The organism is Streptococcus sp. k-628, from assembly GCF_013277475.1.
In the GTDB taxonomy this organism is placed as follows: domain Bacteria; phylum Bacillota; class Bacilli; order Lactobacillales; family Streptococcaceae; genus Streptococcus.
In genome coordinates, this window is sequence record NZ_VMMZ01000008.1 from 52,867 (window position 1) to 77,107 (window position 24,241).

The 24,241-nt window shown below is 39.6% G+C and carries 20 protein-coding genes and 1 riboswitch; of the genes, 5 read left to right on the top strand and 15 right to left on the bottom strand.

Features of this window, described 5'->3' with window-relative positions; translation table 11 throughout:
• Positions 1 to 16 precede the first annotated feature (16 nt).
• The 3 genes from HT730_RS01065 to glpK all read right to left on the bottom strand — a co-directional run bounded on the left by HT730_RS01065 (position 17) and on the right by glpK (position 4,167).
• Complete coding sequence (locus HT730_RS01065) at positions 17 to 721, bottom strand: MIP/aquaporin family protein (protein WP_173306546.1); 705 nt, start codon at positions 719 to 721, stop codon at positions 17 to 19.
• 69 nt (positions 722 to 790) lie between these two features.
• On the bottom strand, positions 791 to 2,617 hold the full coding sequence (gene glpO, locus HT730_RS01070) for a type 1 glycerol-3-phosphate oxidase (RefSeq protein ID WP_173306547.1): 1,827 nt from the start codon (positions 2,615 to 2,617) through the stop codon (positions 791 to 793).
• Positions 2,618 to 2,658: 41 nt separating this feature from the next.
• A complete protein-coding gene (glpK, locus tag HT730_RS01075) occupies positions 2,659 to 4,167 on the bottom strand; it encodes a glycerol kinase GlpK (RefSeq protein WP_049511829.1) in 1,509 nt (502 codons plus the stop codon).
• Positions 4,168 to 4,484: 317 nt separating this feature from the next.
• On the opposite strand from glpK, the gene HT730_RS01080 reads away from it, so the two are divergent.
• Genes HT730_RS01080 through HT730_RS01090 form a run of 3 tightly spaced genes read left to right on the top strand, consistent with a single transcriptional unit; the run spans position 4,485 to position 7,614 of the window.
• Entirely contained in the window at positions 4,485 to 5,324 is an 840-nt protein-coding gene (locus tag HT730_RS01080; protein WP_023934038.1) for an EcoRI family type II restriction endonuclease, read from the top strand.
• Between the two features lie 4 nt (positions 5,325 to 5,328).
• A complete protein-coding gene (locus tag HT730_RS01085; protein WP_173306548.1) occupies positions 5,329 to 6,315 on the top strand; it encodes an adenine-specific methyltransferase EcoRI family protein in 987 nt (328 codons plus the stop codon).
• Positions 6,316 to 6,327: 12 nt separating this feature from the next.
• Positions 6,328 to 7,614, top strand: a complete 1,287-nt coding sequence (locus HT730_RS01090) for a DUF6161 domain-containing protein (RefSeq protein ID WP_023941169.1) — start codon at positions 6,328 to 6,330, stop codon at positions 7,612 to 7,614.
• A 134-nt stretch (positions 7,615 to 7,748) separates the two neighbouring features.
• Here the strand turns inward: HT730_RS01090 and HT730_RS01095 are convergent, their stop codons facing one another.
• Positions 7,749 to 9,176, bottom strand: a complete 1,428-nt coding sequence (locus tag HT730_RS01095; RefSeq protein WP_173306549.1) for a helix-turn-helix domain-containing protein — start codon at positions 9,174 to 9,176, stop codon at positions 7,749 to 7,751.
• 164 nt (positions 9,177 to 9,340) lie between these two features.
• On the opposite strand from HT730_RS01095, the gene hslO reads away from it, so the two are divergent.
• Together hslO and dusB are read left to right on the top strand one after the other, a co-directional pair.
• The gene (hslO, locus tag HT730_RS01100) at positions 9,341 to 10,213 is read left to right on the top strand and encodes an Hsp33 family molecular chaperone HslO (RefSeq protein ID WP_173306550.1); all 873 of its coding nucleotides are present in this window, start codon (positions 9,341 to 9,343) and stop codon (positions 10,211 to 10,213) included.
• Positions 10,200 to 11,180, top strand: coding sequence for a tRNA dihydrouridine synthase DusB (gene dusB, locus HT730_RS01105; RefSeq protein WP_033678731.1), 981 nt, complete (start codon positions 10,200 to 10,202; stop codon positions 11,178 to 11,180). The genes hslO and dusB overlap by 14 nt, the downstream gene beginning before the upstream one ends.
• A gap of 75 nt (positions 11,181 to 11,255) precedes the next feature.
• On the opposite strand, the gene HT730_RS01110 is transcribed toward dusB, so the two are convergent.
• From HT730_RS01110 to cbpD, 11 genes are all read right to left on the bottom strand, one after another.
• On the bottom strand, positions 11,256 to 13,667 hold the full coding sequence (locus HT730_RS01110; protein ID WP_173306584.1) for an RICH domain-containing protein: 2,412 nt from the start codon (positions 13,665 to 13,667) through the stop codon (positions 11,256 to 11,258).
• A 76-nt stretch (positions 13,668 to 13,743) separates the two neighbouring features.
• Complete coding sequence (locus tag HT730_RS01115) at positions 13,744 to 14,271, bottom strand: isoprenylcysteine carboxyl methyltransferase family protein (protein WP_173306551.1); 528 nt, start codon at positions 14,269 to 14,271, stop codon at positions 13,744 to 13,746.
• Positions 14,272 to 14,438: 167 nt separating this feature from the next.
• Entirely contained in the window at positions 14,439 to 15,782 is a 1,344-nt protein-coding gene (locus tag HT730_RS01120) for a HAMP domain-containing sensor histidine kinase (RefSeq protein ID WP_173306552.1), read from the bottom strand.
• Positions 15,779 to 16,432 carry a two-component system response regulator RR06 gene (gene rr06, locus HT730_RS01125; RefSeq protein WP_049513297.1) on the bottom strand — a complete coding sequence of 218 codons (654 nt, stop codon included), beginning with the start codon at positions 16,430 to 16,432 and terminating at the stop codon, positions 15,779 to 15,781. Before rr06 ends, HT730_RS01120 begins: the two co-directional genes overlap by 4 nt.
• A gap of 527 nt (positions 16,433 to 16,959) precedes the next feature.
• Positions 16,960 to 19,392, bottom strand: a complete 2,433-nt coding sequence (locus HT730_RS01130) for an ATP-dependent Clp protease ATP-binding subunit (protein ID WP_173306553.1) — start codon at positions 19,390 to 19,392, stop codon at positions 16,960 to 16,962.
• Between the two features lies 1 nt (position 19,393).
• Positions 19,394 to 19,852 (bottom strand): CtsR family transcriptional regulator, encoded by a 459-nt coding sequence (locus tag HT730_RS01135; protein WP_033689565.1) that lies wholly within the window; start codon positions 19,850 to 19,852, stop codon positions 19,394 to 19,396.
• Positions 19,853 to 19,970: 118 nt separating this feature from the next.
• Positions 19,971 to 20,699 carry an ABC transporter ATP-binding protein gene (locus HT730_RS01140; RefSeq protein WP_173306554.1) on the bottom strand — a complete coding sequence of 243 codons (729 nt, stop codon included), beginning with the start codon at positions 20,697 to 20,699 and terminating at the stop codon, positions 19,971 to 19,973.
• Complete coding sequence (locus HT730_RS01145; RefSeq protein ID WP_173306555.1) at positions 20,699 to 21,706, bottom strand: ABC transporter substrate-binding protein; 1,008 nt, start codon at positions 21,704 to 21,706, stop codon at positions 20,699 to 20,701. Before HT730_RS01145 ends, HT730_RS01140 begins: the two co-directional genes overlap by 1 nt.
• Before the next feature lie 38 nt (positions 21,707 to 21,744).
• Positions 21,745 to 22,503 carry an ABC transporter permease gene (locus tag HT730_RS01150; RefSeq protein ID WP_173306556.1) on the bottom strand — a complete coding sequence of 253 codons (759 nt, stop codon included), beginning with the start codon at positions 22,501 to 22,503 and terminating at the stop codon, positions 21,745 to 21,747.
• Positions 22,466 to 22,756 carry a thiamine-binding protein gene (locus HT730_RS01155; RefSeq protein ID WP_173306557.1) on the bottom strand — a complete coding sequence of 97 codons (291 nt, stop codon included), beginning with the start codon at positions 22,754 to 22,756 and terminating at the stop codon, positions 22,466 to 22,468. Before HT730_RS01155 ends, HT730_RS01150 begins: the two co-directional genes overlap by 38 nt.
• 68 nt (positions 22,757 to 22,824) lie before the next feature.
• Positions 22,825 to 22,927, bottom strand: a riboswitch (TPP riboswitch).
• A gap of 82 nt (positions 22,928 to 23,009) precedes the next feature.
• Entirely contained in the window at positions 23,010 to 24,128 is a 1,119-nt protein-coding gene (cbpD, locus tag HT730_RS01160; RefSeq protein ID WP_173306558.1) for a choline binding-anchored murein hydrolase CbpD, read from the bottom strand.
• Between the last annotated feature and the right edge of the window lie 113 nt (positions 24,129 to 24,241).

Below are 24,241 nucleotides of genomic sequence, written 5' to 3' on the forward strand. Positions count from 1 at the left end.
ATAATTATTTTCTAAACTAGAAAAGGGAAAACACAAGAACTGCCAAGGCTGCACCGATAACAGGTCCCACAACAGGAATCCAAGCGTAAGACCAATCTCCGTCTCCCTTGTTTGAAATTGGAAGGATACTGTGCATGATACGAGGTCCAAGGTCACGTGCAGGGTTCAAGGCATAACCTGTTGTCCCACCTAGTGATAGACCGATACCGACAATCAAAGTCCCCACCGCAAATGTTCCGATTCCTGCTTGAAGGTCATAAAGTCCCAAAGCAAAGATTGTTAATACCAATACAAAAGTTCCTAGGATTTCACTAATCAAGTTTGATACAGTATCCTTGATGGCTGGCCCAGTACTGAAGGTTGCCAAAATATTGCCTGCATTTTCTTCTGCCTCATAATGCGGCTTGAATTGCAACCAAACCAAAATCTGACCGAGCATAGCCCCTGCGAACTGGGCTAAGATATAAGGCAAAACGGAAGCCCAAGGCAAGTCACCTTTTAAAGCTACACCAATTGTCACAGCTGGGTTTAAATGAGCTGGACTGAGCTTGCCAGATACAAAGACTGCAACCGCAACTGCAATCCCCCAACCCATAGTAATCACAATCCAACCTGAGCCGTTGCTCTTGGTTTTAGGAAGAACCACACCAGCAACAACACCATTTCCTAGAAGAATCAAGATTAAAGTCCCTAAAAATTCTCCAAATAATTCATTCATCATCTTTCTGTCTCCATTAAAAAGAAGGGGCGGGCGACAAGGAGTCCTACCCTCCACCTCTTTTATTTTTTCTTAATTTTTTAATTCTGCTAAATCGTTGTTAGCGAGAGCTGCTTCGACATCCGCACGGTATCCTGCTTTTTCTTCTTCTGACCAATCATAGAATCGTCCCATTTCATCCAAAACTGGCTCAACGATGCTATCCAAGCTATCACGCATAAAAAGCATATGGTTGGTACGACGAAGAAGGAAGTCAACTGGGCTCAGAGCCAACTCATTGCGCATTGCATAGTGAAGGGACAAGGTATCTGCCAAGCTGAGTCCTGGCGCTTGTTCCAAACTGTGAGCAAGGGCAAAGACCTTCGGTGCATTTGAACCATAGAGATTTGCTAGGTAGTGAGCTTCCTTGCTATCCAAACCACGTGACACTCCAAGTTGCGCAAAGGCTTCGATTTCTGAATCTACATTTGCTGGGTTCAATTCCCCACCTGAAACAGGGTAAGTCTTCGAGTTGATCAGTTTAAAGCTGCGGTCAAATTCTGCTTTGAGGATGTCAACCACGCGCTCCATAGCTCCTTCAGCCATCTTACGGTAGTCTGTGATTTTACCACCAGCAAGGGTCAAGAGACCATTATCGTCTCGGTCCAAGCTCGAACCACGTGAAACTGCAGATGGGTCCAAATGTTTCTCAGAGGTACTGCTTTCAAGCTTGCTGACAGCAGCCTCGACGTCTTCACGCGTTTTTTCTTTAGAGAGATAAGATTCAACAGTCGCAATCAAGTTGTTAAAGCTTTCATCACTGATGGTTCCATTATTTCCTCCATTGTAGTCAGAAGCGCTATTGCCTGCGATCAATGGGCGAAGACCAGCCCAGCTGCTTTCAATATCATCAATGGTAATGTTAGCTTCTGGGAAGCGGTTATTGACAATGCCAAGTAGGTAATCTACATCTTCCTGAGTCACTTTTGGATGTTCCAAATCACCTGTGTAGTCTGTATCTGTTGTACCGAAGTAAGTCTTGCTTTCACGTGGGAGAACAAAGACCATACGACCGTCACCCAAACCTGTATCAAAGTAAACTGGCTGTGAAACCTTGATCTTGCTTGAATCCACGACTAGGTGAACTCCCTTAGTTGGACGCATTTGTGAGAATTGCGTTCCCTTATTAGACAGATTACGTACCTTGTCGCTCCAAGGACCTGTCGTATTGATAACCAGACGAGCTTTGATTTCAAAGACTTGGTCTGTCAACAAATCACGGGCTACAACACCAGTAATCTTGCCACTTTCGTCAAAGAGGAAGCCTTCTGCCTTCACGTGGTTGGCAATGAGGGCACCATCTTGGTTGGCACGTTTGATGTTTTCGATCACGAGACGCGCATCGTTGTTACGGAAGTCAAGGTAAACCCCACCTCCTACCAAACCTTCTTTCTTCAAGTTTGGCTGGCGTTCCAAGACTTCTTCCTTACTCAAAACCTTGTTAGCAGCTGGTGTGTTGTTAACTCCTGCCAAAAGGTCATACAAGTCCATAGCTACTTTAAGACGGAAGAGGCTAAAAGTCGCTCCATCTTCATCGTAAACTGGCAAGAGCATTGGATCTGGTTTTGGAATGTGTGGTGCGATTTGTTGAACTACAGCACGTTCAGAAACTGTATCTGATACCACTTCTACGTCGAATTGTTTGAGGTAACGAAGACCGCCGTGAACCAATTTTGTTGAACGGCTGGATGTCCCTTCTGCGAAGTCCTGCATTTCAATCAAACCAGTATCTAGACCACTAGCTGCCGCCTGCAAAGCTACACCAGCACCGGTGATTCCTCCACCGATAATCAAGAGGTCCAAGGTACGTTCCTGCATTTTTTTGATTGATAATTCACGTGTTTTCTTTGAAAATTCCATATTTACACACTTTCTAACTAAGTCGCTTTATTCTTCCAGTATTAGTCGTCTACTTCCGCAAAGACTTGGGTTGCTTTCACAGCTTTCTTCCAGCCCTTGTAGAGTTGTTCCTTGCGAGATTCATTCATAGATGGTTCAAAGAGTTCTCCTGTCTCATTCAAGAGTTTCAACTCATCCAAGTCCTTCCAGTAACCTACTGACAAACCTGCTAGGAAGGCTGCCCCCAAAGCTGTTGTTTCCAAGTTTTTGGCGCGTGCGATATCGATTCCCAAAATATCAGCTTGGAACTGCATGAGGAAATTGTTCATAGCTGCACCACCGTCTACTTTCAAGACTTGGATAGCTGTCTGCGCATCCACTTGCATGGTGTCGATGATGTCACGCACTTGATAAGCAATAGATTGCAAAGTTGCCTTGATAAAGTCTTCTTTACTTGTTCCACGAGTCAATCCAAAGACAGAACCGCGAGCGTTTTGGTTCCAGTATGGTGCTCCTAGTCCTGTAAAGGCTGGAACGACATAAACTTCATCATCATTGTGAGAATCACGAGCGTATTTTTCAGATTCTGGTGAATTTTCAACCATGCGAAGTCCATCACGAAGCCACTGAATAGCACTTCCTGCGATGAAGATAGAACCTTCCAAGGCATAGTAAACCTTGCCGTTGATTCCGTAACCAATGGTTGTTAAGAGGTTGTTTTCAGATAACTGCATTTCTTCACCAGTATTCATGATGATGAAAGAACCTGTTCCGTAAGTATTTTTAACCATACCTGGTTCAAAGGCCAACTGTCCAAAGAGGGCTGCTTGTTGGTCACCAGCCATACCTGAGATTGGCACTTCTCCACCGTAGAAATGGAATGGGGCTGTCTTACCGTAAATTTCAGAGTTAGAACGAACTTCTGGCAGCATAGCCTTCGGAATATTGAGGATTTCCAAAATCTCATCATCCCATTTGAGTTCTTTAATGTTATAAAGCATGGTACGAGCTGCATTTGAGTAGTCCGTCACGTGAGCCGCACCGTCAGTCAATTTCCAAACCAACCAAGTATCGATGGTACCAAAGAGCAATTCCCCTTTTTCTGCTCGCTCTTGAGCGCCTTCTACATGATCCAAAATCCAACGAACCTTGGTAGCAGAGAAGTAAGCATCGATGATCAAACCAGTCTTTTCATGGAATTTTTCCACATAACCTTGGCTTTTCAGTTGTTCAGCCAGAGGAGCAGTTTGGCGTGATTGCCAAACGATTGCGTTGTAGATAGGAAGTCCTGTTTTCTTATCCCAGACAACCGTTGTTTCACGTTGGTTGGTAATCCCGATTGCTTCGATTTGATTTGGCTTGACACCACTTTCGATGAAAGCACCTGCAATAACTGACTGAACAGAGTTCCAAATTTCATTGGCATTGTGCTCAACCCAACCTGCCTGAGGGAAAATCTGAGTGAACTCTTTTTGACTCGAGCTAACTTTTTCTCCTTTTTTGTTGAAAATAATGGCACGAGAACTTGTAGTTCCCTGGTCAATGGCCATAATGTATTTTTCTTGTGACATGTGCTGTCCTCCTGATAAAGATCTTGAGGTGTTTCCTCTTTACACTAACTAGTATACAAAATAAAGCGCTTTCTTGTTCATCAACTTTTTTTAATTTTTAAAAAAATGTGAGGAGATTGTGTGAATTTCACAAAAAAGACCTCAAAAGTTAGATTTAATAACCTATTTTAATGAAGAAGTAGCTAATAAGAGTATTTTTGCTAAGATTTACGATATGAAAAGTTTACATAATGCAATTATTTAATACCCATTCATAGTGTGATATAATATTGTTAATAACTAAAAACACCTCAAAATATAAAAAAGGGGAGAATTTTATGGCTAAAAAGAATCAATCTAATCGTCTAACTAACCAACATAAAGATTCAAGAGGAGTAGTAGGTATATTCGGAGAAGATGCAAAATCTCATGATATTGCCGTAGGCACTATCTCTCATCTAGTAAAATCGAAACTAGAGGAATTATATCCGATGTTAGAGTTTAGATTTAGAAAATCAGTTAGTAAAAAGGAGATTAATCATTATCTTAGTAAGCTGGATAAAGATTTAGGAAAAACTTTATTTACACAGAATGCAAGTATTATTCCTGACGGCGGTATCATTGAGGTAAAAGATGATTCAGGCAGTTGGCGTGTAGTTCTAGTAACAGAAGCTAAACATCAAGGAAAAGATATTGAAAATATTAAATCAGGTAAACTAGTAGGAAAAAACAACGACCAAGATTTAATGGCTGCCGGAAATGCTATTGAACGCTCACATAAAAATATTGCTGAAATAGCAAATTTTATGCTATCCGAGGAACACTTCCCTTATATTATTTTTCTAGAAGGTTCTAATTTTTTAACGCAAACTATCTCTGTAATACGGCCAGACGGACGGTCTGTTATACTTGAACATGACTCAGGAATACTAAACCGCTTAGACAGACTAACTGCTGCCAATTACGGCATGCCAATCAATACTAATTTGTGCAAAAATAAATTTATAAAAAATAAAGACAAATCAATAATGCTTCAAGCAACCTCTATCTATACAACTGGTGATGGAAGTCACTGGAATCCTCAGGAAATGTTTAATATAATGTTAGATGTTGCTAAGACGTCTCTTAAAGTTTTGGGAAGCGATATTTTTAACCAATTAACAAGGAGTATGGAATAAGATAATGAGAAAAAACGAAAATGATTTTTTAAGAAAGGCAAAAAAAAATAAAAATGATGAGTTCTATACTCAACTACAAGATATAGATAGGGAGTTACATCATTACAAGGTACATTTCAAAAACAAAATTATATTTTGCAATTGTGATGACCCCAGAACTAGCAATTTTTATAGATATTTTGCTCAAAATTTTAATGAACTTGGTTTGAAAAAGCTGATTGCATCCTGTTATATCGAACAACAATTTGATTTATTTAGCTTAAATTCAGAAATTTCAAATGGCTTTTACTATGAATACACTGGGAAAAAAGAAGAGGTCATTATTCCCAGTCTAAATGACGTGACATTTTTTAAAGGTGACGGTGATTTCCGCAGTGAGGAAAGTATGAAACTATTAAAAGAAGCAGATATAGTGGTAACAAATCCACCATTTTCACTTTTCAGAGACTTCCTTGCACAAGTTGTTCAATATGATAAACAATTTTTAATCATTGGCAATATTAATGCTATTACTTACAAAGAAACTTTTAAACTCATAGAAAACAATAAAATTTGGATGGGGATAAATATGGGACGTGGTATTTCTGGATTTATCGTTCCAGACCACTATGAACTCTATGGGACAGAAACCACTATAAATGAACGTGGTGAAAGAATTGTTTCCCCTAATAACTGTTTATGGCTAACAAATTTAGATAATTTCAAAAGGCACGAGGACATTATTCTTACCAAAAAGTATAAAAATAATGAAGACCAATATTTAACCTACGATAATTACAACGGTATCAATATCAATAAAACAGTAGATATTCCTTATGATTATCGAGGAGTTATGGGAGTTCCAATAACTTTTCTTCATAAGTTTAATCCAAATCAATTTGAAATTGTTGGATTCCGAAAAGGAGATGACGGAAAAGATTTATCAATAAATGGTAAGAGCACTTATTTTAGGATATTAATTAAAAATAAGAAGTTTCAAACGACTAAATAGGCTGGTAGTATGATGAGTTTTACGAGCAAACAAATATCTAATTTTTTGGATGATAAAATTTTATTTCGATTTACAATTAACAGTAACAATACTATAAACTTCAACGAACGTGAAGCGATGTTTACTTTTGATCAAATTGAAAAAGTAATAAAAACTAATTTTGACTATTGGAAGATTGTTTCAGAAAAAGCACCATCTAATTATTATTCAAATTGGCAAATCATGAATAATAAGATAAATGGCATAAGGAAATTTCTTTCTGAGATTGACGACCTAAATACAGATACTATAAATAACTATCTTTATTATAACTTGTCAAGTAGTCGTGAAACTACTGAGCAAGGGAAGCTTGTTTACATACTATCAATTGATTCACCTATTGATAAAGATTTAGAAATTCGAAAAATAAAGAGTTTTGTTTCATTCTATATAGAGCAAACAACAGACAATCTTACAGAAGCGATAAGAAGTTACATCTATCTCTCTAAGAATATAAGTTCTATAGGCAATTATTTTTCAAGCTCTTATCCATACCAATTCTATCCGGCTCTGTATTTACTTAGAAAACAGTTCTCTAATATTAGGGAAAATATATTCGACTTTGAAAAAAATATTATATATCCATTAACCAGTAAGTTACAAGAAATTTCTGATAATTCTAATGAACAATATAAAGAAATTACCTCTTTTATCGAAAACAGATACAATGATATTCAACAACAATTTGATGATAAGGCCATAGAATTAAAAGAGTTTCAAAGCTCAATAAATCGTTGGCAAAAGGAAAAGAAAGATAAACTTGAACATTTAGAGGAGACTTATAAGAATAAACTATCATTGGAGGCACCCGAACAACTCTGGAATAAACGTGCTACAGAATATATAAAGCAGGCTAGAAATTGGACTATCATCCTTATTGTAACTGTACTAGCTTTAATTTTTACTTCGACAAAATTAATTACAGTTATACATAATTATTCTTTAGATATCATCAAAGAAATTCCTTTTCTTTCAGAATCATTCGTATTTATTTCTGTTATTTCTTTCTTTATCTATATAATTAGAATACTGGTAAAAATCGTAATGTCAAATCATCATTTAGCCACCGAATACAAACAGAAAGCAGCTTTAACTAGATTTTATCAATCTTTGACTTATGCTGGTACAAATATTGATAAAGAGGAAAGACTAATCATTATTAATTCATTATTTAGTAGAATTGATACAGGTCTTATTAAAGTAGATAACACAAATGATAACGAGGTAATTCTAGCAATTTTGTCTAAGAATATAAAATAAAAGGCTGAGCAAAAAGAATTTAAAGTCAAACAAACGCATATTGTCAAGTGTTGAAAAGACTCGATAATATGCGTTTTATTGCAGAAAATTTTACTTCTTTTTCTCCTAAAATTGAGTTTTTTTTGCCATCTTCTTTAACTAAACAATATCTGACGAATCCCTGCCAAATCTTCCATATCCAAGTCGTTTTTTAAATAATAAACTGGGGTCTGTTCCTTCTTATGAATCGGATTATTGGTAACCAGCAAATCATAATGCCGAGTTCGGTCATAGGCTTCAATGGTGATAAAACGATTGTATTCCAAATACCGTTTCAAAATGGCGGCCATTCTTGAAAAGACAAGAAAACCAGATGTCAAATCCAGACCAATCCGCATATGCTGGCCACCATTTTCAGCCATATATTCGATTAACTGGAGCCATTCCCAGAGAATTTTCTTATCTAAATCTGTCCCCTGATGAAAGGCCGGTAGAGCATGAAAAATCTCCTCTGCCGTTCCCCTAAAATCATGTTCCATCAACAAATAAGGATGACGATTCTCTAACTGATACTTGTAGCGATCCTGTAAAATATAACCCTTATAGAGATAGACTTGAGCACAAAGCTGGCTAAGTTCATAGGTGACATGGTCCTCTGTGTAGTCCCCCAGCAGCTCCTCCTTCTTCATTTCTTGAATCAATTGCGTCAGCAAATCTACCAACTGCCCTCCAAAACCAAGGATGTACTCCATAGTATGAAGAGGAAGAATGCGATGAGACAAGAGGAAAGAGAAGAATATCATCATCTCACCATCCTCAGTTCCTAGAGGAAGGTGTTGCCCAGCAAAAAAGGACGGAGCCTTTCTCAGCAAACGAAGATAAAAGATATTGTCAAAATACCCTCGCATTTTTTCTTCTATCACTTGGAACTGACAGGCATTAACCCGAAGACGTTGTTGACTGATATGAGCCCAGAGAACCAAGTCCAATTTCTGCCCCGAAGACAAGCTTGCACCGCAGATTTCTTCTAGTGTAGCAATTTCCTGCTTTCTCTCTGGTTTCTGCATATGACCTTCCCATTCCTGACTCGACCAGACCTTGCGGAAAAGACAGAAATAGAAATAGCGAATCTGATGCTCTGGACCTCGCCAACGTCCATTTTGGATGGATAAATCAAATTCTGACAAAATCTGATTTAAACCAGCTAAGTGACGACCAAGCGTTGCCTCACTAATCATCAATTCTTGAGCCAGCTGATGGGCTAAAAACTGTTGGTGGTAGAGAAGATAGACCACAATCTGGTATTTAACAGCATTCTCCAAAAACAGGCTCCGAATCTCTCTCCCCTTGGTAGCTGCACCGATTGATAGACGCAGATTTTCATCTTCTAAATGAATAATCAGATCTAAGCCACTGTCCAAAGCCTTATCATTGAGCAGGGTGACATATTTGGTTAGGGTTGCTTTTGAAAATCCTGTTTCTTCCATTACAGCCTTGACGGTCGTCTGAGACTCTTGTAATAGAAAGGAAAGGATTGAAAATTGACCACACTCGGCTTTCTCCATCAAATCTCCTAAATACATTTGTTACCCCTTTCATTTTCTATCTTAAGCATAGCATAAATCTTACAAATGCTGAAATAATCTGTTTCTCTTTTTATTTTCATGCTGATTTCCTAGTCCATTATCCTAAAAATCAACAAACACACGGCTCCCCCTTTGGGCATTTTTATGCTAAAATAGTAGCTATGGATAAAATTATTAAAACAATATCAGAAAGCGGAGCCTTTCGTGCTTTTGTCCTTGATAGCACAGAAACCGTCCGCACTGCTCAAGAAAAACACAAAACCCAAGCTAGCTCAACTGTAGCGCTTGGTCGAACTCTTATCGCTAGCCAGATTCTCGCAGCCAATGAAAAAGGAAATACCAAACTAACAGTGAAGGTACTGGGAACTAGCTCTCTAGGAGCCATTATCACCGTTGCTGATACCAAGGGGAACGTCAAAGGTTACGTTCAAAATCCCGGTGTTGACATCAAAAAGACTGCAACTGGTGAAGTTCTAGTCGGACCTTTTGTTGGAAATGGTCAATTTCTCGTTATCACAGACTACGGCATTGGAAATCCTTATACTTCCTTGACCCCACTCATCTCTGGAGAGATTGGTGAAGACCTTGCCTTTTACCTAACTGAAAGCCAACAGACCCCTTCTGCAGTCGGTCTCAATGTCCTTTTGGACGAAGAAGACAAGGTTAAGGTTGCTGGCGGTTTCCTAGTCCAAGTCTTACCAGGAGCCAAGGAAGAAGAGATTGCTCGCTTTGAAAAACGCATCCAAGAAATGCCAGCTATCTCAACGCTTCTCGAAAGTGAAGACCATATCGAAGCCCTCCTCAAGGCTATCTACGGTGACGAGGCCTACAAGAGTCTTTCTGAAGAAGAAATCCGTTTCCAATGTGACTGTAGCCATGAGCGCTTTATGAACGCTCTTGCCAGCCTTCCAAGCTCAGACCTACAGGAAATGAAAGAGGAAGACCACGGGGCAGAAATCACTTGTCAATTCTGCCAAACTACTTACAACTTTGATGAAAACGACCTGGAGGAACTCATTCGTGACAAATCTTAATACACCTTTTATGATTGGCAATGTTGAGATTCCCAATCGTACCGTTTTAGCACCCATGGCTGGTGTGACCAACTCAGCCTTTCGTACCATCGCAAAAGAGCTCGGAGCTGGACTCGTTGTCATGGAAATGGTCTCTGACAAGGGAATCCAATACAACAACGAAAAAACCCTGCACATGCTTCATATCGATGAGGGCGAAAACCCTGTCTCTATCCAACTTTTTGGTAGTGATGAAGACAGCCTCGCACGCGCAGCAGAATTCATCCAAGAAAACACCAAAACCGATATCGTCGATATCAACATGGGCTGCCCAGTTAACAAAATTGTGAAGAACGAAGCTGGCGCTATGTGGCTCAAGGATCCAGATAAGATTTACTCTATCATCAACAAGGTTCAATCTGTCCTTGATATTCCACTTACTGTCAAAATGCGTACCGGCTGGGCTGACCCATCTCTGGCAGTAGAAAATGCCCTCGCTGCTGAAGCTGCAGGTGTTTCTGCCCTTGCTATGCATGGCCGTACCCGTGAGCAAATGTATACAGGTCACGCAGACCTTGAGACCCTGCACGACGTAGCTCAAGCTTTGACCAAGATTCCATTTATCGCCAACGGTGACATCCGTACTGTTCAAGAAGCCAAACAACGTATCGAAGAAGTCGGTGCTGACGCAGTCATGATTGGCCGCGCTGCCATGGGGAATCCTTACCTCTTCAACCAAATCAACCATTACTTTGAAACAGGAGAAATCCTCCCTGATTTGACCTTTGAAGACAAGATGAAAATCGCCTACGAACACTTGAAACGCTTGATTAACCTCAAAGGAGAAAACGTCGCAGTTCGTGAATTCCGTGGCCTCGCTCCCCACTACCTCCGTGGAACTTCTGGCGCTGCCAAACTCCGTGGAGCCATTTCACAAGCTAGCACCCTAGCAGAGATTGAAGCCCTCTTGCAATTGGATAAGGCTTAATAGACCAAAACCCGTAACTATCTTAAAGTTTACGGGTTTCTTTGATTTATATAAGCAAGCAATATCTATATGAAATTAGTCATTCTCCGTCTTTTTTCCTTTTAATAGATAAACACCTACTAGAGATATAAGACCCAAGAATTCCATAAGCAACGTTGACATTGTTCCAGTTGATGGGAGCGCTTGCTTATCTTTTTTATCTGAATTTGAACGATTTTCACTCATTTGATTTGCTTTATCAGCAAGAAGAACCATTTCCTTATCATCAGATTGAGTTTTTCCTTCCCTATTTGCCTCTGGCTCTGTAGCCATTTGTTTTTTAGGAAGTGTTTTAATCGCAAATAAGCTGAAATGACTCGTTTTGAAAACGACTTGCCCATTTTCAACTGTTGATGGGAGCAACTCCAATTCTCCATTTTCCTTCACATGGTAAACTTGAATCTCAGAATCAATATTACCAATTGCAAGACGAACTACTCTTTCTCCCTTCACATGGGTTTCTTTTCCATCTTTTGAAAGAGAAATATCAAATATGCGCACTGTTCCTTGCCCTATTTGACGGGTAACATTATCAATCATTTCTTTTGTTGTTACCTCTTTAAGATTGACAGAGTCTGCTTCTGTAGCAGTTTCAAACATAACAGTAATCTTGGCATTTCCATTTTGAGCTGTAAATACCTTTTGAACAGGAGATGTCGGTTGAGATGAGAGAGTAGGAGAAAGACTGTTAGATCTTGTAGGAGATGAAGAATCTGTCTCGTTTCCTGATGGTTTGCTTGGAGCAGGTCGCTCTGGTTTTTCTGGAGATTTTGGTTTAGTGGAAGTACTAGAACTTCCTGAAGAGCTAGTGGAACCGGAGTGACTTCCTGTGGTTGAACCTGATGGGTTCTGCTCCTTTTCCGCAGGTTTGCTTGGAGCAGGTCGCTCTGATTTTTCTGGAGATTTTGGTTTAGTGGAAGCACTAGAACTTCCTGAAGAGCTGGTGGAACCGGAGTGACTTCCTGTGGTTGAACCTGATGGGTTCTGCTCCTTTTCCGCAGGTTTGCTTGGAGCAGGTCGCTCTGGTTTTTCTGGAGATTTTGGTTTAGTGGAAGCACTAGAACTTCCTGAAGAGCTGGTAGAACCGGATTGACTTCCTGCAGTGGATCCTGATGGGTTCTGCTCTTTTTCCGCAGGTTTGCTTGGAGTAGGTTCCTCTGGTTTTTCTGGAGTTTCTGGTTTAGTGGAAGATCCTGAATTTGACGAAGAAGATAAGCCCTTTTTAAAGTTAGACAAAGCTTCATCTAGTTTTGATTGACTTTCTGTAACCAGATTCTGTAGTTGGGCTTTTTGGGTTGATTCATCTAATTTATGCAAATACGTTTTTTCAATATCTTTTAGATTTTTAATTAGCTCTACAGTATTGATATGTTGCTCTTTTTCTAAATTTTTCTTGATGTCATCCAATAAACCTGTTAGATGTTTAGTGACCGCTTCCTTTGCCTTATTTCGCTCTAAGCTGATTTCTCTATTTTGATGAGTAGCTATCAGTTCATCAATTGCCTGTTTAGATTTTTCTATCAGAGCTTCCACTTCTTCTTTACTCGAAGCACTATCAAATTGCGCACTATATTCGGATAAAGTCTTTTGAGACGCCAACAAGAGGTCTCCAAACCAAAAAGCAGCTGGATTTAATTTTGTTAAACGACTTTTTCTATAATTATCCAAAGTTGTTTTAGCTGTTTCTTTAGCTTCTTTAAGATTTGTCTCCGTAGTTTTTTCAGTAGAAACTATATTTCCTCCTTGATTTTCTACTTTTGGTGGAGTTAGATTATTATGTTCTTTTCCAGAAGGTGAATCAGAATCTAATCCTTGATTCGCAGGCTTAGTCGTATCACCTCTACCATTAGAAGAATTAGAATTTCCTGATGGTTTACTTTGTTGATTTGATAAACTATTCTTAAAGTCCCCTACCAATTTATCTAGCTTCGTTTGCCCCTCTTGTTGCAGTTGCTCTATTTCTTTTCTATTGTGATCTTCACCAAATTTACGTTGATACTCTTTTACAATTTCCATAGCTTGCTTGAGAACCCCTTCAAATCCAGAAGCAGAACTATCTAATTCATTTAGAAGGTTAGTCATATACATAGACAAACTAGTGCTAGCTTGGTCAACAGCTTGATCATGATCTATCCGACTTTCATTATGAAAATTATTCCCTAGTTCCGTCAACTTTGAAGCATCTGTCTCTGTTTCAATTTGTTTTTGGTAATAAGTTTTTCGACTACTAGATAAATCCGTATCTTCCAACTCTTTTATCAACTGCTGTCTATATTCCTTCAACCTATCTTGCCCACTAGATGTAACCATGGGGCTATTTCCACCTCCAACCCCTTCTGCATGGACTACTCCTCCTAAGAACAGACTAGCAACTACTACACTAGCTACTCCAATACTAAATTTACGAATTGAATAACGTACTTTTCTTTCACTTTTTGATGCAAACATAATTATTTCCTCCAATATTTTTCTTAACACTACTATATCATTTCAATATGAACTGTATATGAATTGAATCTTGTATTTATCTCTTTATGCTTCCATTTGGGATTATAACTTCATGTAATAACTTTTCCTCTTCAGCTATTCGTCGATACAAAACAACTGCATAAACTGGAAAAACTAAAACAAAAGTCATATAGGCATGACTCAGCAAGGTCAAGCCAATCAACTCAGGAAGGATATTTAAAAAGTAATTGGGATGTTTTACTGTCCTAAATAAGACATGATCCACAAACTTATGATTCGGTGCTAACATCAACTTGACTGTCCAAATATCCCCAAGCAGATGAATAACAAGTAGCAACATCAACATAGAAAATATCAGGAGCACCAAACCCACAACACTCATCATATTGAAAGACGGTCGATAGACTAGGGCTTCCATAAAACAAGCCAGATAAAAAACAATATGAACCAAGGTAAGACGTTTGGTATTTTTAATGCCAAATTCTCGCCCACCATCCCTACGAAGCCGTTTTTCATTTGCAATTGATTTCTTTAGGAACAACAAGCGAATTAAAAATACACAGATAATGATTATTGCTATCATCACGATCCCCTTTCTTTACCACTACTGTAACATCTCTATGTTAACCCAATATGAATTGAAAAAGAAAAAGAACGAAAACTGATTCCGTTCTTTGATTTACTCTATCACTACCATTCAAACTATGCTTCCTTAAATTATCCTCAAGTAAGAAAAGAGTCTTACTAAAGCTAACTATCTGGTAACAAGCAGATTTTAAATTCCATCCCTTGTTCATAAGGCAAGAAACTATAGGACATACGATGACTCTCTAAGATATTCTTAACAATATAAAGACCCAATCCTGATCCTGTTTCTCTATCTGTTACAATTTGTGAATGGTAAAAAATATCAAATAAATGTTCTAACTCTTCCTGATTCAAAGGAGCACATGTATTCCTAATAGAAAGATAACCATCTTGCTCAGAAATAGTCACAATGCCAGATTGATCTGAGTATTTGATAGCATTACTGATAAGATTTGTCAAGACTTTATCCAAAGCCTTCAAACTCATCCTTACTTTTGTATCAGTAGTCAACTGATTATCAATCACAAGATTTTTAGAAAATGCCAATTCCTGATATCGAGACAAAACATCTGTCAAAACGGTATTTACCATTAAAATCTCACTGCACTCTGTCCATTCTTGAAATTTAGAAGATTCCAACACTTCCTCTAGCAAGAAACTCATCTGATCAATTTTATCAATACTCTTTTCAAGATACTTAGGATGATCTTTATAATCTCCCACATTATATTGCATATTTTCTAAGATAATCCTGAGAGTAGCTAGAGGTGTCTTTAATTCATGTGATGCTCCACGGACAAAGGAAACCTTTTGATTTTGCAATTTTACAATTTGCTCATTACGATTTTCCAACTCATGAATAACCTTCAACAAGTGCTCATACACACCATTAATCTGCTTTCCAACTTCACCAACTTCATCTTTTCTGCTTTCATCAAAACGAATATTGTCATCCAAATCTTGCATCTTACTAGTCACTTCTGAAATGTAAAAAAGAGGATTGAGCAAGCGTTTCGTATAAAAATAAGAAAAAACAAAGGAAAAAGCAATTGTAACCAAAAATGTATATGGGAGATACAAAAGCAAAATATTCTTTGCTTCTTTGTAGATATCCACTCCCTGCACAAACTGCACCGTTACCTGTTTACCATCTGCTGTACTAACAGGCTTATCTAACATCACGATATAATTTGATAGCTCCCCATCTTTAATATCCAAGTCATGCACAAGAGGAAGCCGCTTATCTAAGATATCTCTTTTAAGGTGAGCAGATATAGTCAAGGACTTTGAATAAGACTGGAGTAAGCTTGGAATTTCATCAGCTGTCTTAGTCTTTAAATACTCCGTAAACACTCTTGCACTCTCATTAAACTTTTCCCCCTCCAATTGAATATAATAAAAAGGAAAGGTCAAATAAATAGCTATATGAATAACTAGACCAATACCACCTAGAATTGCAAAACTTCTTAAAAAAGACTTGGTTAATAATTTAGAATTTTTTATCATAAGCTAATCTTATACCCAACATTTTTCACAGTCACAATGCAATCTAAAGCTAATTTTTTGCGAAGAGTACGAATATAGACATCAACGACCCTATCACAAGGTAAATCAGCTACATCTTTTGAAATTTCTTCCAATATCTGCTCTCTACTTAAAACTTGATTTTTATGTTGAATCAAACACTTTAGTACCAATAATTCCTTTGGTTTGAGATCAATTTCTTCATTTTTATAATGTGCTTTGTAAGAGGTAAAATCCACTGTTACATCCTGATATTGCCAAAGATCCTCTATGACGTAGTAACGTCTGATAAGCGCTTTAATACGCTTGGCAAGCAGTACCAAAGAAAAAGGCTTTGTCACATGATCATCAGCATAGAGATCAAATACCTGTGACTGAGTAGTTTCATCTCCCAGAGCACTCAAGACGATGACAGGAATATCGTGCTCTTGATTGATTTCTTTTAACACTTCAAAACCACTCTTCCTAGGCATCATTAAATCCAGTACCATGAGATGGATAGGGAGATCTTGAAATTTTTCCAAGGCCTCTTGTCCATCCTTAGCCATAATGACATGATAACCCTCTTCTGTCAGAAATGCTGCAATTCCTTCTCTAATCATTTCCTCGTCATCTGCAACTAAAATGTTCATCTTTCTCCCTTTCTACTACCGGAACTTCACACATCTATTTCCTGTATGCTATTTGAAAATTTTCTACCAGCCTATCATCTATGCTAATGGAATGGATTTCATTTACTCGCTACTTGTTGTCAACAACAACGTCAATACAAGAAAATCATTCATCTTGCAGCTTAGTTTGATTTTTCAAATACAAGCTAGAACGGATTTGACAGGCAAAAAAGAAACAGGTCTCTTTTGAAAGGATAAAAATTTCAGATAAGACTGCTCTTTTTCTACTACACACGCTCTAAGACAAATACGATGGAGGGTAATAAACATATGAATTTTAGGTTGAATAGTGAAAACCACGGATCCTTTAGAAGCTATAGGTTTTAGTTTCATACTCTTCGAAAATCTCTTCAAACCACGTCATCTCTATCTGCAACCTCAAAACAGTGTTGTGAGCAACCTGTGGCTAGCTTCCTAGTTTGCTCTTTGATTTTCATTGAGTATCACTCCACTGTGACTTACGGTCAGATGCTGATACTTTTATTCTTTTATGCAATATCAAATTTTAACTGGCCTGCTTTGACACCAATCTTAAGTGTGCTGCCTGCCTCTAATTCTCCCTTAAGAAGAAGTTCTGCCAACTTGTCCTCCACTTCTGTTTGCAGGGTTCTGCGAAGTGGACGAGCTCCCATCTCTGGGTCATATCCTTGATTTGCCAACAATTTCAGTGCTGAAGCTTGTAATTTCAAGTCAATGCCTTTTTCAGCCAAACTTGCCACTAAAGGTTTGACCATAATCTTCACCACTTCCTGCATATGGTCACTAGACAGGCTATGGAAGACCACCTTTTCATCAATACGGTTGATAAACTCAGGTCTATAAGCTTTTTTAAGCTCTTCAAACATTCGTTTTTCCATATTTTCCTGGTCAAAACGAATGTCCTTAGCCCCAAATCCGACAGTCTTGTCATCACGAAGGGCTGTCGCACCAAGGTTTGACGTCATGATGATAATAGTATTTGAAAAGTCAACCTTGCGTCCCTTGCTATCTGTCAAGACACCGTCATCCAAAACCTGCAAGAGAACATTAAAGATGTCTGGGTGGGCCTTTTCTACCTCGTCAAAGAGAAGAACGGAGTATGGTTTGTTGCGAACCTTCTCGGTCAACTCCCCACCTTCTTCATAACCCACATAACCCGGAGGAGCTCCATTGAGACGGCTGGCTGCGAATTTCTCCATATACTCACTCATATCAAAGCGGATAAGAGCTGATTCGTCGTCAAAAAGAACTTCTGCCAGAGCCTTAGCCAATTCGGTCTTACCGACACCTGTAGGCCCTAAGAACATAAAGGAACCAATCGGACGCTTGTGACTGCGAATCCCTGACTGATTGCGGCGAATCGCACGGCTAATGCTTGAAACAGCTTGATCTTGCCCGATAACACGTTTGTGCAATTCAGCTTCCAGATTCAGGTATTTCTTGGCATCCGTTTGAGTCAGTTTTTGAACTGGAATACCTGATAAGCGACTCAAGGTAGTCAAAATATCAGACTCTGTCACCAAGTCTTTATAGACAGGCACTTCCTCTTCTTTTGCAATTAGTTGAGCAGCCTGTTTCCACTTACCATCCATCAAGGCCTTGTCAGCTGGACTCAAGCCAGAATCGTCTGCGTTTACATGCTTTGCCTTATTTTGCACTGTTGCTGCCGCCTCATCTAAGAGGTCGATAGCAGAGTCTGGCAAATGGCGACTAGTCAAGTAACGATGAGCCATCTTGACGGCTGTTTCAACCGCTTCATCTGTGATTTGCACACGGTGATGTTTCTCATAAGTCGCCTTCAAACCTTGCAAAATGGTCATGCTATCTGCCACACTTGGCTCTTCAATCGTCACTTTGGCGAATCGACGAGAAAGGGCTGCATCTTTTTCGATATGTTTTTGATATTCTTCCTGAGTAGTCGCACCAACCGTTCTCAAAGTTCCACGCGCCAAGGCTGGCTTCAAGATATTAGCCGCATCCAGGGTCGAATCAATCCCACTACCAGAACCCATGATAGTGTGAAGTTCATCGATAAAGAGGATAACTTGACCATCTTCTTCAATATCCTTGATGATATTGTTCATGCGTTCTTCAAAGTCACCACGGAAGCGTGTCCCTGCCACGACATTCATCAAGTCAAGCTCTAACACGCGCATCTTAGCCATTTCCGCAGGTACATCACCACTAGCAATACGCTGGGCAAGACCAAGCGCCAAAGCAGTTTTCCCGACACCAGCATCCCCAACCAAGACAGGGTTGTTCTTAGTCTTCCGGCTCAAGATTTGAATCATACGTGAGATTTCCTTGTCCCGACCGATGACTGGTTCTAACTTGCCAGAACGAGCTTGCTCTGTCAAATCATGCGTATAGTCCTCGAGACCACCACTCGGAGTCTGGGGCATGCCCATCATATTAGCCATAGAATTTTGCTTGTCAGCTACTGTACGATGGCGTTGGCGTAGGGCCTTGAGGTCTTCACGAGTCCAGCCTGCACGTTCTTCTAAATTTCGACGTAGGGCAGCAATCTTAACCTGATCTTTCTTGTCTTCATAAGAAAAACCAGCCCTCTCCAAGATACGAGTCGCCAAGGCATTGCCATCATGCAAAATCGCATAGAGGAGGTGCTCTGTCCCTAGCACCTTAGCATGGACCACTGACGCTACATACTCTGCTTCATCAAGAAGGACCTGCAAACGATGAGAAAACGGCAATTCCGTAAAGATTTCATCCTGGCTATAGTCCGTTTCAGTCAGTTCCAAAGCGACCTCTTCTAAACGGTCCATCTCATATGGATAATCATTTAAAGTTGCCCCTGCCACACTATAACTGTGATTGGACATAGCAATCAACAAGTGCCAAGACTCTAGGTAACGAGCTCCAAAATGGCCAGCCACCATGTAGGCACTTTCGATACATTCATTCAATGCTTTTGAATAGTTCATCTTACTTCCCTTTTCTATCTACCTCTTGTATGACCTGTCGTAGCATATTAGCACGAAGGACTGGAGCTTCTTCTCCTAGAACGCGATCCAAAGCTACTGTCATCAGCAAATTCATCTCCTGCTTGGTCATCAATTCCTGCTCAACCAAAAGCTGTAGAATATCCTCATAAATTTCTTGACTGACCCGCTCACCAATCGAGTAAAGCAGTTCTCGGAGCATTTCATGATGACTAGAAAACTCAATCCGTCCTATACGAATATAGCCTCCGCCACCACGCTTACTTTCAACCAAGTAGCCTCTACTTTCCGTAAAGCGTGTCTTGATCACATAGTTAATCTGACTAGGAACAACCTGAAAGGTATCCGCCAACTGACTCCGTTGCAACTCCACAATTCCAGATTGATCTAAAATCGCCTTGATGTAGGCCTCAATATGATCCGATGTATTTTTAAATCTCATTACAAACCCACCTCTCTCTTTAAACCTTGACTATCTTTGACTATTATACCGAAATTTTCTCATTTTTAAAAGAAAAAGGGCGCTGGTAAAGGATAATCTTCACCAACTCCCTATTTTTCTATTTATCTAAGCCTAATTCTGCCAAAATTTGACGTTTGTAGGCAATCTTTTGGACTTCCTTGTCCTCACCTTCAGACCAATCTAGTTTAATTTCTGAAACAATCTGCCCAGGGCGATTTTTCAAGATATAGATGCGGTCGCTGAGACTGAGAGCCTCCTCGATACTATGCGTGATGATCAGGGTCGTCAATTGTAACTGCTTATGAATCTCAAGGTACCAAGCGTGGAGTTCCATCTTGGTCATCTCATCCAAAGCGCTAAAGGCTTCATCTAAGAGAAAGAGCTTGTGCCCGAAAAGATAGGTACGAAGTAAGGCTACACGCTGGCGCATCCCACCACTAAGTTCATGGGGATACTTGTCTCGTACAGCTGTCAACTGAAAGGTCGCAAGAATTTCATCTGCGCGAGCAATAGCTTCTGCCTTATCCACCTTTTGAATCAAGAGGGGCAGAATGATATTGCCAAGCACCGTCTTGTGCTCCAAGAGCAAGTCCTTTTGCAACATATAACTCACCCGCCCCTTGGGATTCTCCTCACCGTCCAGAACAATTCGCCCTGACTGGACTTCTAAAATCCCAGCGATTAGATTAAAGAGGGTGGTCTTTCCTACACCACTTGGACCTAGGATAGAAACCACTTCACCTGAAGTCACTTTCAGATTGATATCCTCTAAAATCCTCTCCTGACCATAAGCATAACTGACGTGTTCTAGTCTAATTTCTGTCATTATTTTACAAATTCGTTGGTGAAGCCTTTGTCTGTCAAGTCTTCTTTAAGGATACCATTTTCTTTATCCCATTTGTAGAAGGCATTCCAGCGTGTTGCATCAAATTGACCCCATTTTTCCTTGTCGCTTGCGTATTCTTTTGACAAGTATTTTTGAGATTCGATGACAAAGTCACGTTTTTCCTTGAGCTCAGGTGCATTCTTGATGAGAATATCCGCAGCTTCTTCTGGATGTTCCATGGCATATTGGTAACCTTTTTTGATAGCTTGGATGACTTTACGAGCTTCTTCTTTATTGTCTTTCAGATAGTCGTTGTTTGCGATGATAACTGGTGAATAGTAGTCAAACTCCTTGACATAGTCTTTCAAATACATGAAGTTAGCATCTACACCTTGAGATTTAGCAAGAATTCCATCCCAACCGTAGTAGATCCAAGCAGTGTCAAATACTCCATTAGCAATTGGTGTGATTGAGTTTGAGTCGTTGTTTGGTACTTTTTCGACTTTATCAAAGTCCCCACCTTGTGATTCTACCAAGGTTTTCAACATAGCAAGTTCAGTTGGATCATTCCAAGTTCCGTATTTCTTACCAACCAAGTCTTTTGGACTAGCTACATTGTCAGATTTACGAGAGATGATTCCTGATGTATTGTGTTCAACAATAGCTGCAACTGCAGTGATTCCTGCGCCTTTTTCCAATTTTTTAGCCATATAGTCTTGGAAATAGACTGCAAATGGTGCCTTACCGTTAATAACCAAGTCAGAAGAACTTTCTTCTGGTGGCAATTTCAAATCAACATCCACTCCAGCTTCTTTGAAATAACCTTTTTCCTTAGCCACATAAAGCCCTGTGTGGTTGGTATTTGGTGTCCAGTCTAGGATAAAGTCGATTTTCTTAAGTTCTGCTTCCTTATTATCCTTAGAAGCAGTTCCTTGACCACAGGCCACAAGCACAACAGCTACAAGAGCTGTTAAAACAGTTAAAAACACTTTCCATGTTTTCTTCATTTTGATTTCCTCTTTTCTTTTTCAGAAACATTCTTATTCTACGAACGTTTCCATTTAATAACATATTTTTCACTAATATCGACCAACTTCATACCCAGAAGACTGATAATCGATACCAGGATAATAATAGCAAACATAGTATCATACTGAAACAGTTTCTTGGACTGAATCATGTAGACACCTAGTCCTTCAAAGCCTCCCAACCACTCAGATACCACTGTTGTGATAAAGGCGTAGGAGACACTGACCCTCAGACCTGCATAAAAGTAGGGCAGGCTGACTGGAATTTTAAAATGCCACAGGATTTGCCAAGGCTTGGCCCGCATCAGACTAAACAAGGTCAGCATATCCTTGTCACAATGCCTAAAACCGTCCAAAATGCTGACGATGATAGGAAAGGTTGTCGTCAAGATAATCAGGACAATCTTGGGCAGAATCCCATAACCTAGCCACAAGACCAAGATAGGAGCTATAGCAATAGTCGGGATAGTCTGAACAACCACCATCATAGGGTAAATCAGGTCATTGAGCCAAGTCAAACTGTCCATAAGTACAGCCATGAGACAGGCAATCAAGACTCCCAAAACCAACCCCAGTAAAGCCACTCTCAAGGTTGCCCAGCTATGGTGCCAGAGAAATTCTCTATCACGAACAAAGGACAGGAGAATTTCAAAAGGTGTCGGCAGGATAAACTTGGGGAGAAGTTTAAGAAAACCTGCTAACTGCCAGATTGACAAGACCCCCATAAAGCCCAATAGACTAATGTGTCGTCTCAGTATACTTTTCAAGTTTCTCATCAATACTTAAAATCTCTCCTACATTTATTTTGACATTGGCAAAGACATTATCTACCTCCTGCCCGGCCACTTCCAGCGCTTCTTTGAGAATACGCATAAGCTCATCAAACTCCCCTTCCAAGACCGTTTCAAATGGTGTCACCACCATGGTCACTTCTTGAGCTTGCAGATAAGCAATGACCTGATCGATAACAGCTATCCGATTAATCCCCTGCGATAGGGGTAAAACTTGCAAGGCAATGCTTGCTTTCATAAAAACCTCCTCTTCTCGTTTTCCTTTGACAAAAAGAAAAACCTTTACCATATATGGAAAAGGTGCAGAATAGACTAAGTATCGTTCCCTACGCTGGCATTACCCAGATCAGGTGCGGTCGAAGTTTAACACTTCCTCTCAGACTGTACACAGACTCCCATATATTACATGGACATATGATAGCGCAAATTAAGAAAAATGTCAAGGAAACTGCTTACAGAAAAGAGCAGGAAACATTTCCTACTCCAATTTTCTATACTCGTTCTCCATCACTGTTTACTCTATAGCCATCCACCGTCGTATTAACAGCTAAGGCACCTGAAGAGTAAGAATAATACCACTTACCAGAAACTTGATACCAGCCTGTTTTCATTGCCCCTGAACTATCCAGATAATACCACGAGCCATTTTCCTTTAACCATCCTGTCTGCATTTCACCAGATGATTTCAAATAATACCAGCTAGAACCATCTTTCAGCCATCCCGTTGATTTAGAACCATTTGATTTGAAATGATACCAACTACCATTTATCTTCTTCCAACCGACAGTCAATCCAGTATTTGAGCTATAATTAGAGCTATTCCCTGATTGGTTCTGATAATTTTGTGAAGAAGTCACTCCCTCTAGCTGGATATAACGACGACTTCCGTTATAAGCTGTATAACTCAACCACTTGTATCCATCTTTTTCGAGAATTTGATCATAATGAACCTTCTCCCCAGGATAATAGTAATCAATCGCAGTTGCGCTAGCTAGTGGCTGATTTTTGATAGCAGACTTAGCCTTGAAATAATGTGTTCCTCCTGTTGAAACTGAGGTTTGACTATTCCCAACACTGCCACCAGCCAAATCTTTAAAATGAATAAATCCTGTCATCGTATTTGCTTTTATACTTCGTTTATTATAGGCTTCTGTATAACCATAGTTATATTCCTCGATCTCAATCTGATCTCCCATTACATTTGACACCCAGGCAACATGCCCATAAGTTCCTGCAGTAGACCAAGCAATAGAGCCAATCGTCGGTGTATTATCTACACGATAGCCTTCACGACGAGCACGATGCCCCCATTCATTCGCATTTCCATAAGCCCTTGGAATCTCAAAACCATTGACATTACTCAAACGAAAGGCTGCAAAAGAAGTACACTGACGAGAGTACATGCGCCACTGATCAATTTCCTGACTCCCATTTTTATAATAAACAGGATAATCATCCCCACGCGCAATCGATCCATTTCCGCCAGAATAGGCATAGACACTATCACCCGCTGCTAGCATCAATCCTACTACTAAAAAAGGAACAACCTTTTTAACCGACTTTCTAAAAGAAAATCCTGTCTCTATTACTTTAAATGATGAACTTTTCATTCTTCCTCCTTGAAATAGTATAGTACTCAATGAAAATCAAAGAGCAAACTAGGAAGCTAGGCGCAGGCTGTACTTGAGTACGGCAAGGCGAAGCTGACGTGGTTTGAATTTGA

Coding starts and splice junctions, on each gene's coding strand:
- HT730_RS01065 (WP_173306546.1), bottom strand. CDS start 721: ATGATGAATGAATTATTTGGAGAATTTTTAGGGACTTTAATCTTGATT.
- glpO (WP_173306547.1), bottom strand. CDS start 2,617: ATGGAATTTTCAAAGAAAACACGTGAATTATCAATCAAAAAAATGCAG.
- glpK (WP_049511829.1), bottom strand. CDS start 4,167: ATGTCACAAGAAAAATACATTATGGCCATTGACCAGGGAACTACAAGT.
- HT730_RS01080 (WP_023934038.1), top strand. CDS start 4,485: ATGGCTAAAAAGAATCAATCTAATCGTCTAACTAACCAACATAAAGAT.
- HT730_RS01085 (WP_173306548.1), top strand. CDS start 5,329: ATGAGAAAAAACGAAAATGATTTTTTAAGAAAGGCAAAAAAAAATAAA.
- HT730_RS01090 (WP_023941169.1), top strand. CDS start 6,328: ATGAGTTTTACGAGCAAACAAATATCTAATTTTTTGGATGATAAAATT.
- HT730_RS01095 (WP_173306549.1), bottom strand. CDS start 9,176: ATGTATTTAGGAGATTTGATGGAGAAAGCCGAGTGTGGTCAATTTTCA.
- hslO (WP_173306550.1), top strand. CDS start 9,341: ATGGATAAAATTATTAAAACAATATCAGAAAGCGGAGCCTTTCGTGCT.
- HT730_RS01110 (WP_173306584.1), bottom strand. CDS start 13,667: ATGTTTGCATCAAAAAGTGAAAGAAAAGTACGTTATTCAATTCGTAAA.
- HT730_RS01115 (WP_173306551.1), bottom strand. CDS start 14,271: ATGATAGCAATAATCATTATCTGTGTATTTTTAATTCGCTTGTTGTTC.
- HT730_RS01120 (WP_173306552.1), bottom strand. CDS start 15,782: ATGATAAAAAATTCTAAATTATTAACCAAGTCTTTTTTAAGAAGTTTT.
- rr06 (WP_049513297.1), bottom strand. CDS start 16,432: ATGAACATTTTAGTTGCAGATGACGAGGAAATGATTAGAGAAGGAATT.
- HT730_RS01130 (WP_173306553.1), bottom strand. CDS start 19,392: ATGAACTATTCAAAAGCATTGAATGAATGTATCGAAAGTGCCTACATG.
- HT730_RS01135 (WP_033689565.1), bottom strand. CDS start 19,852: ATGAGATTTAAAAATACATCGGATCATATTGAGGCCTACATCAAGGCG.
- HT730_RS01140 (WP_173306554.1), bottom strand. CDS start 20,699: ATGACAGAAATTAGACTAGAACACGTCAGTTATGCTTATGGTCAGGAG.
- HT730_RS01145 (WP_173306555.1), bottom strand. CDS start 21,706: ATGAAGAAAACATGGAAAGTGTTTTTAACTGTTTTAACAGCTCTTGTA.
- HT730_RS01150 (WP_173306556.1), bottom strand. CDS start 22,503: ATGAGAAACTTGAAAAGTATACTGAGACGACACATTAGTCTATTGGGC.
- HT730_RS01155 (WP_173306557.1), bottom strand. CDS start 22,756: ATGAAAGCAAGCATTGCCTTGCAAGTTTTACCCCTATCGCAGGGGATT.
- cbpD (WP_173306558.1), bottom strand. CDS start 24,128: ATGAAAAGTTCATCATTTAAAGTAATAGAGACAGGATTTTCTTTTAGA.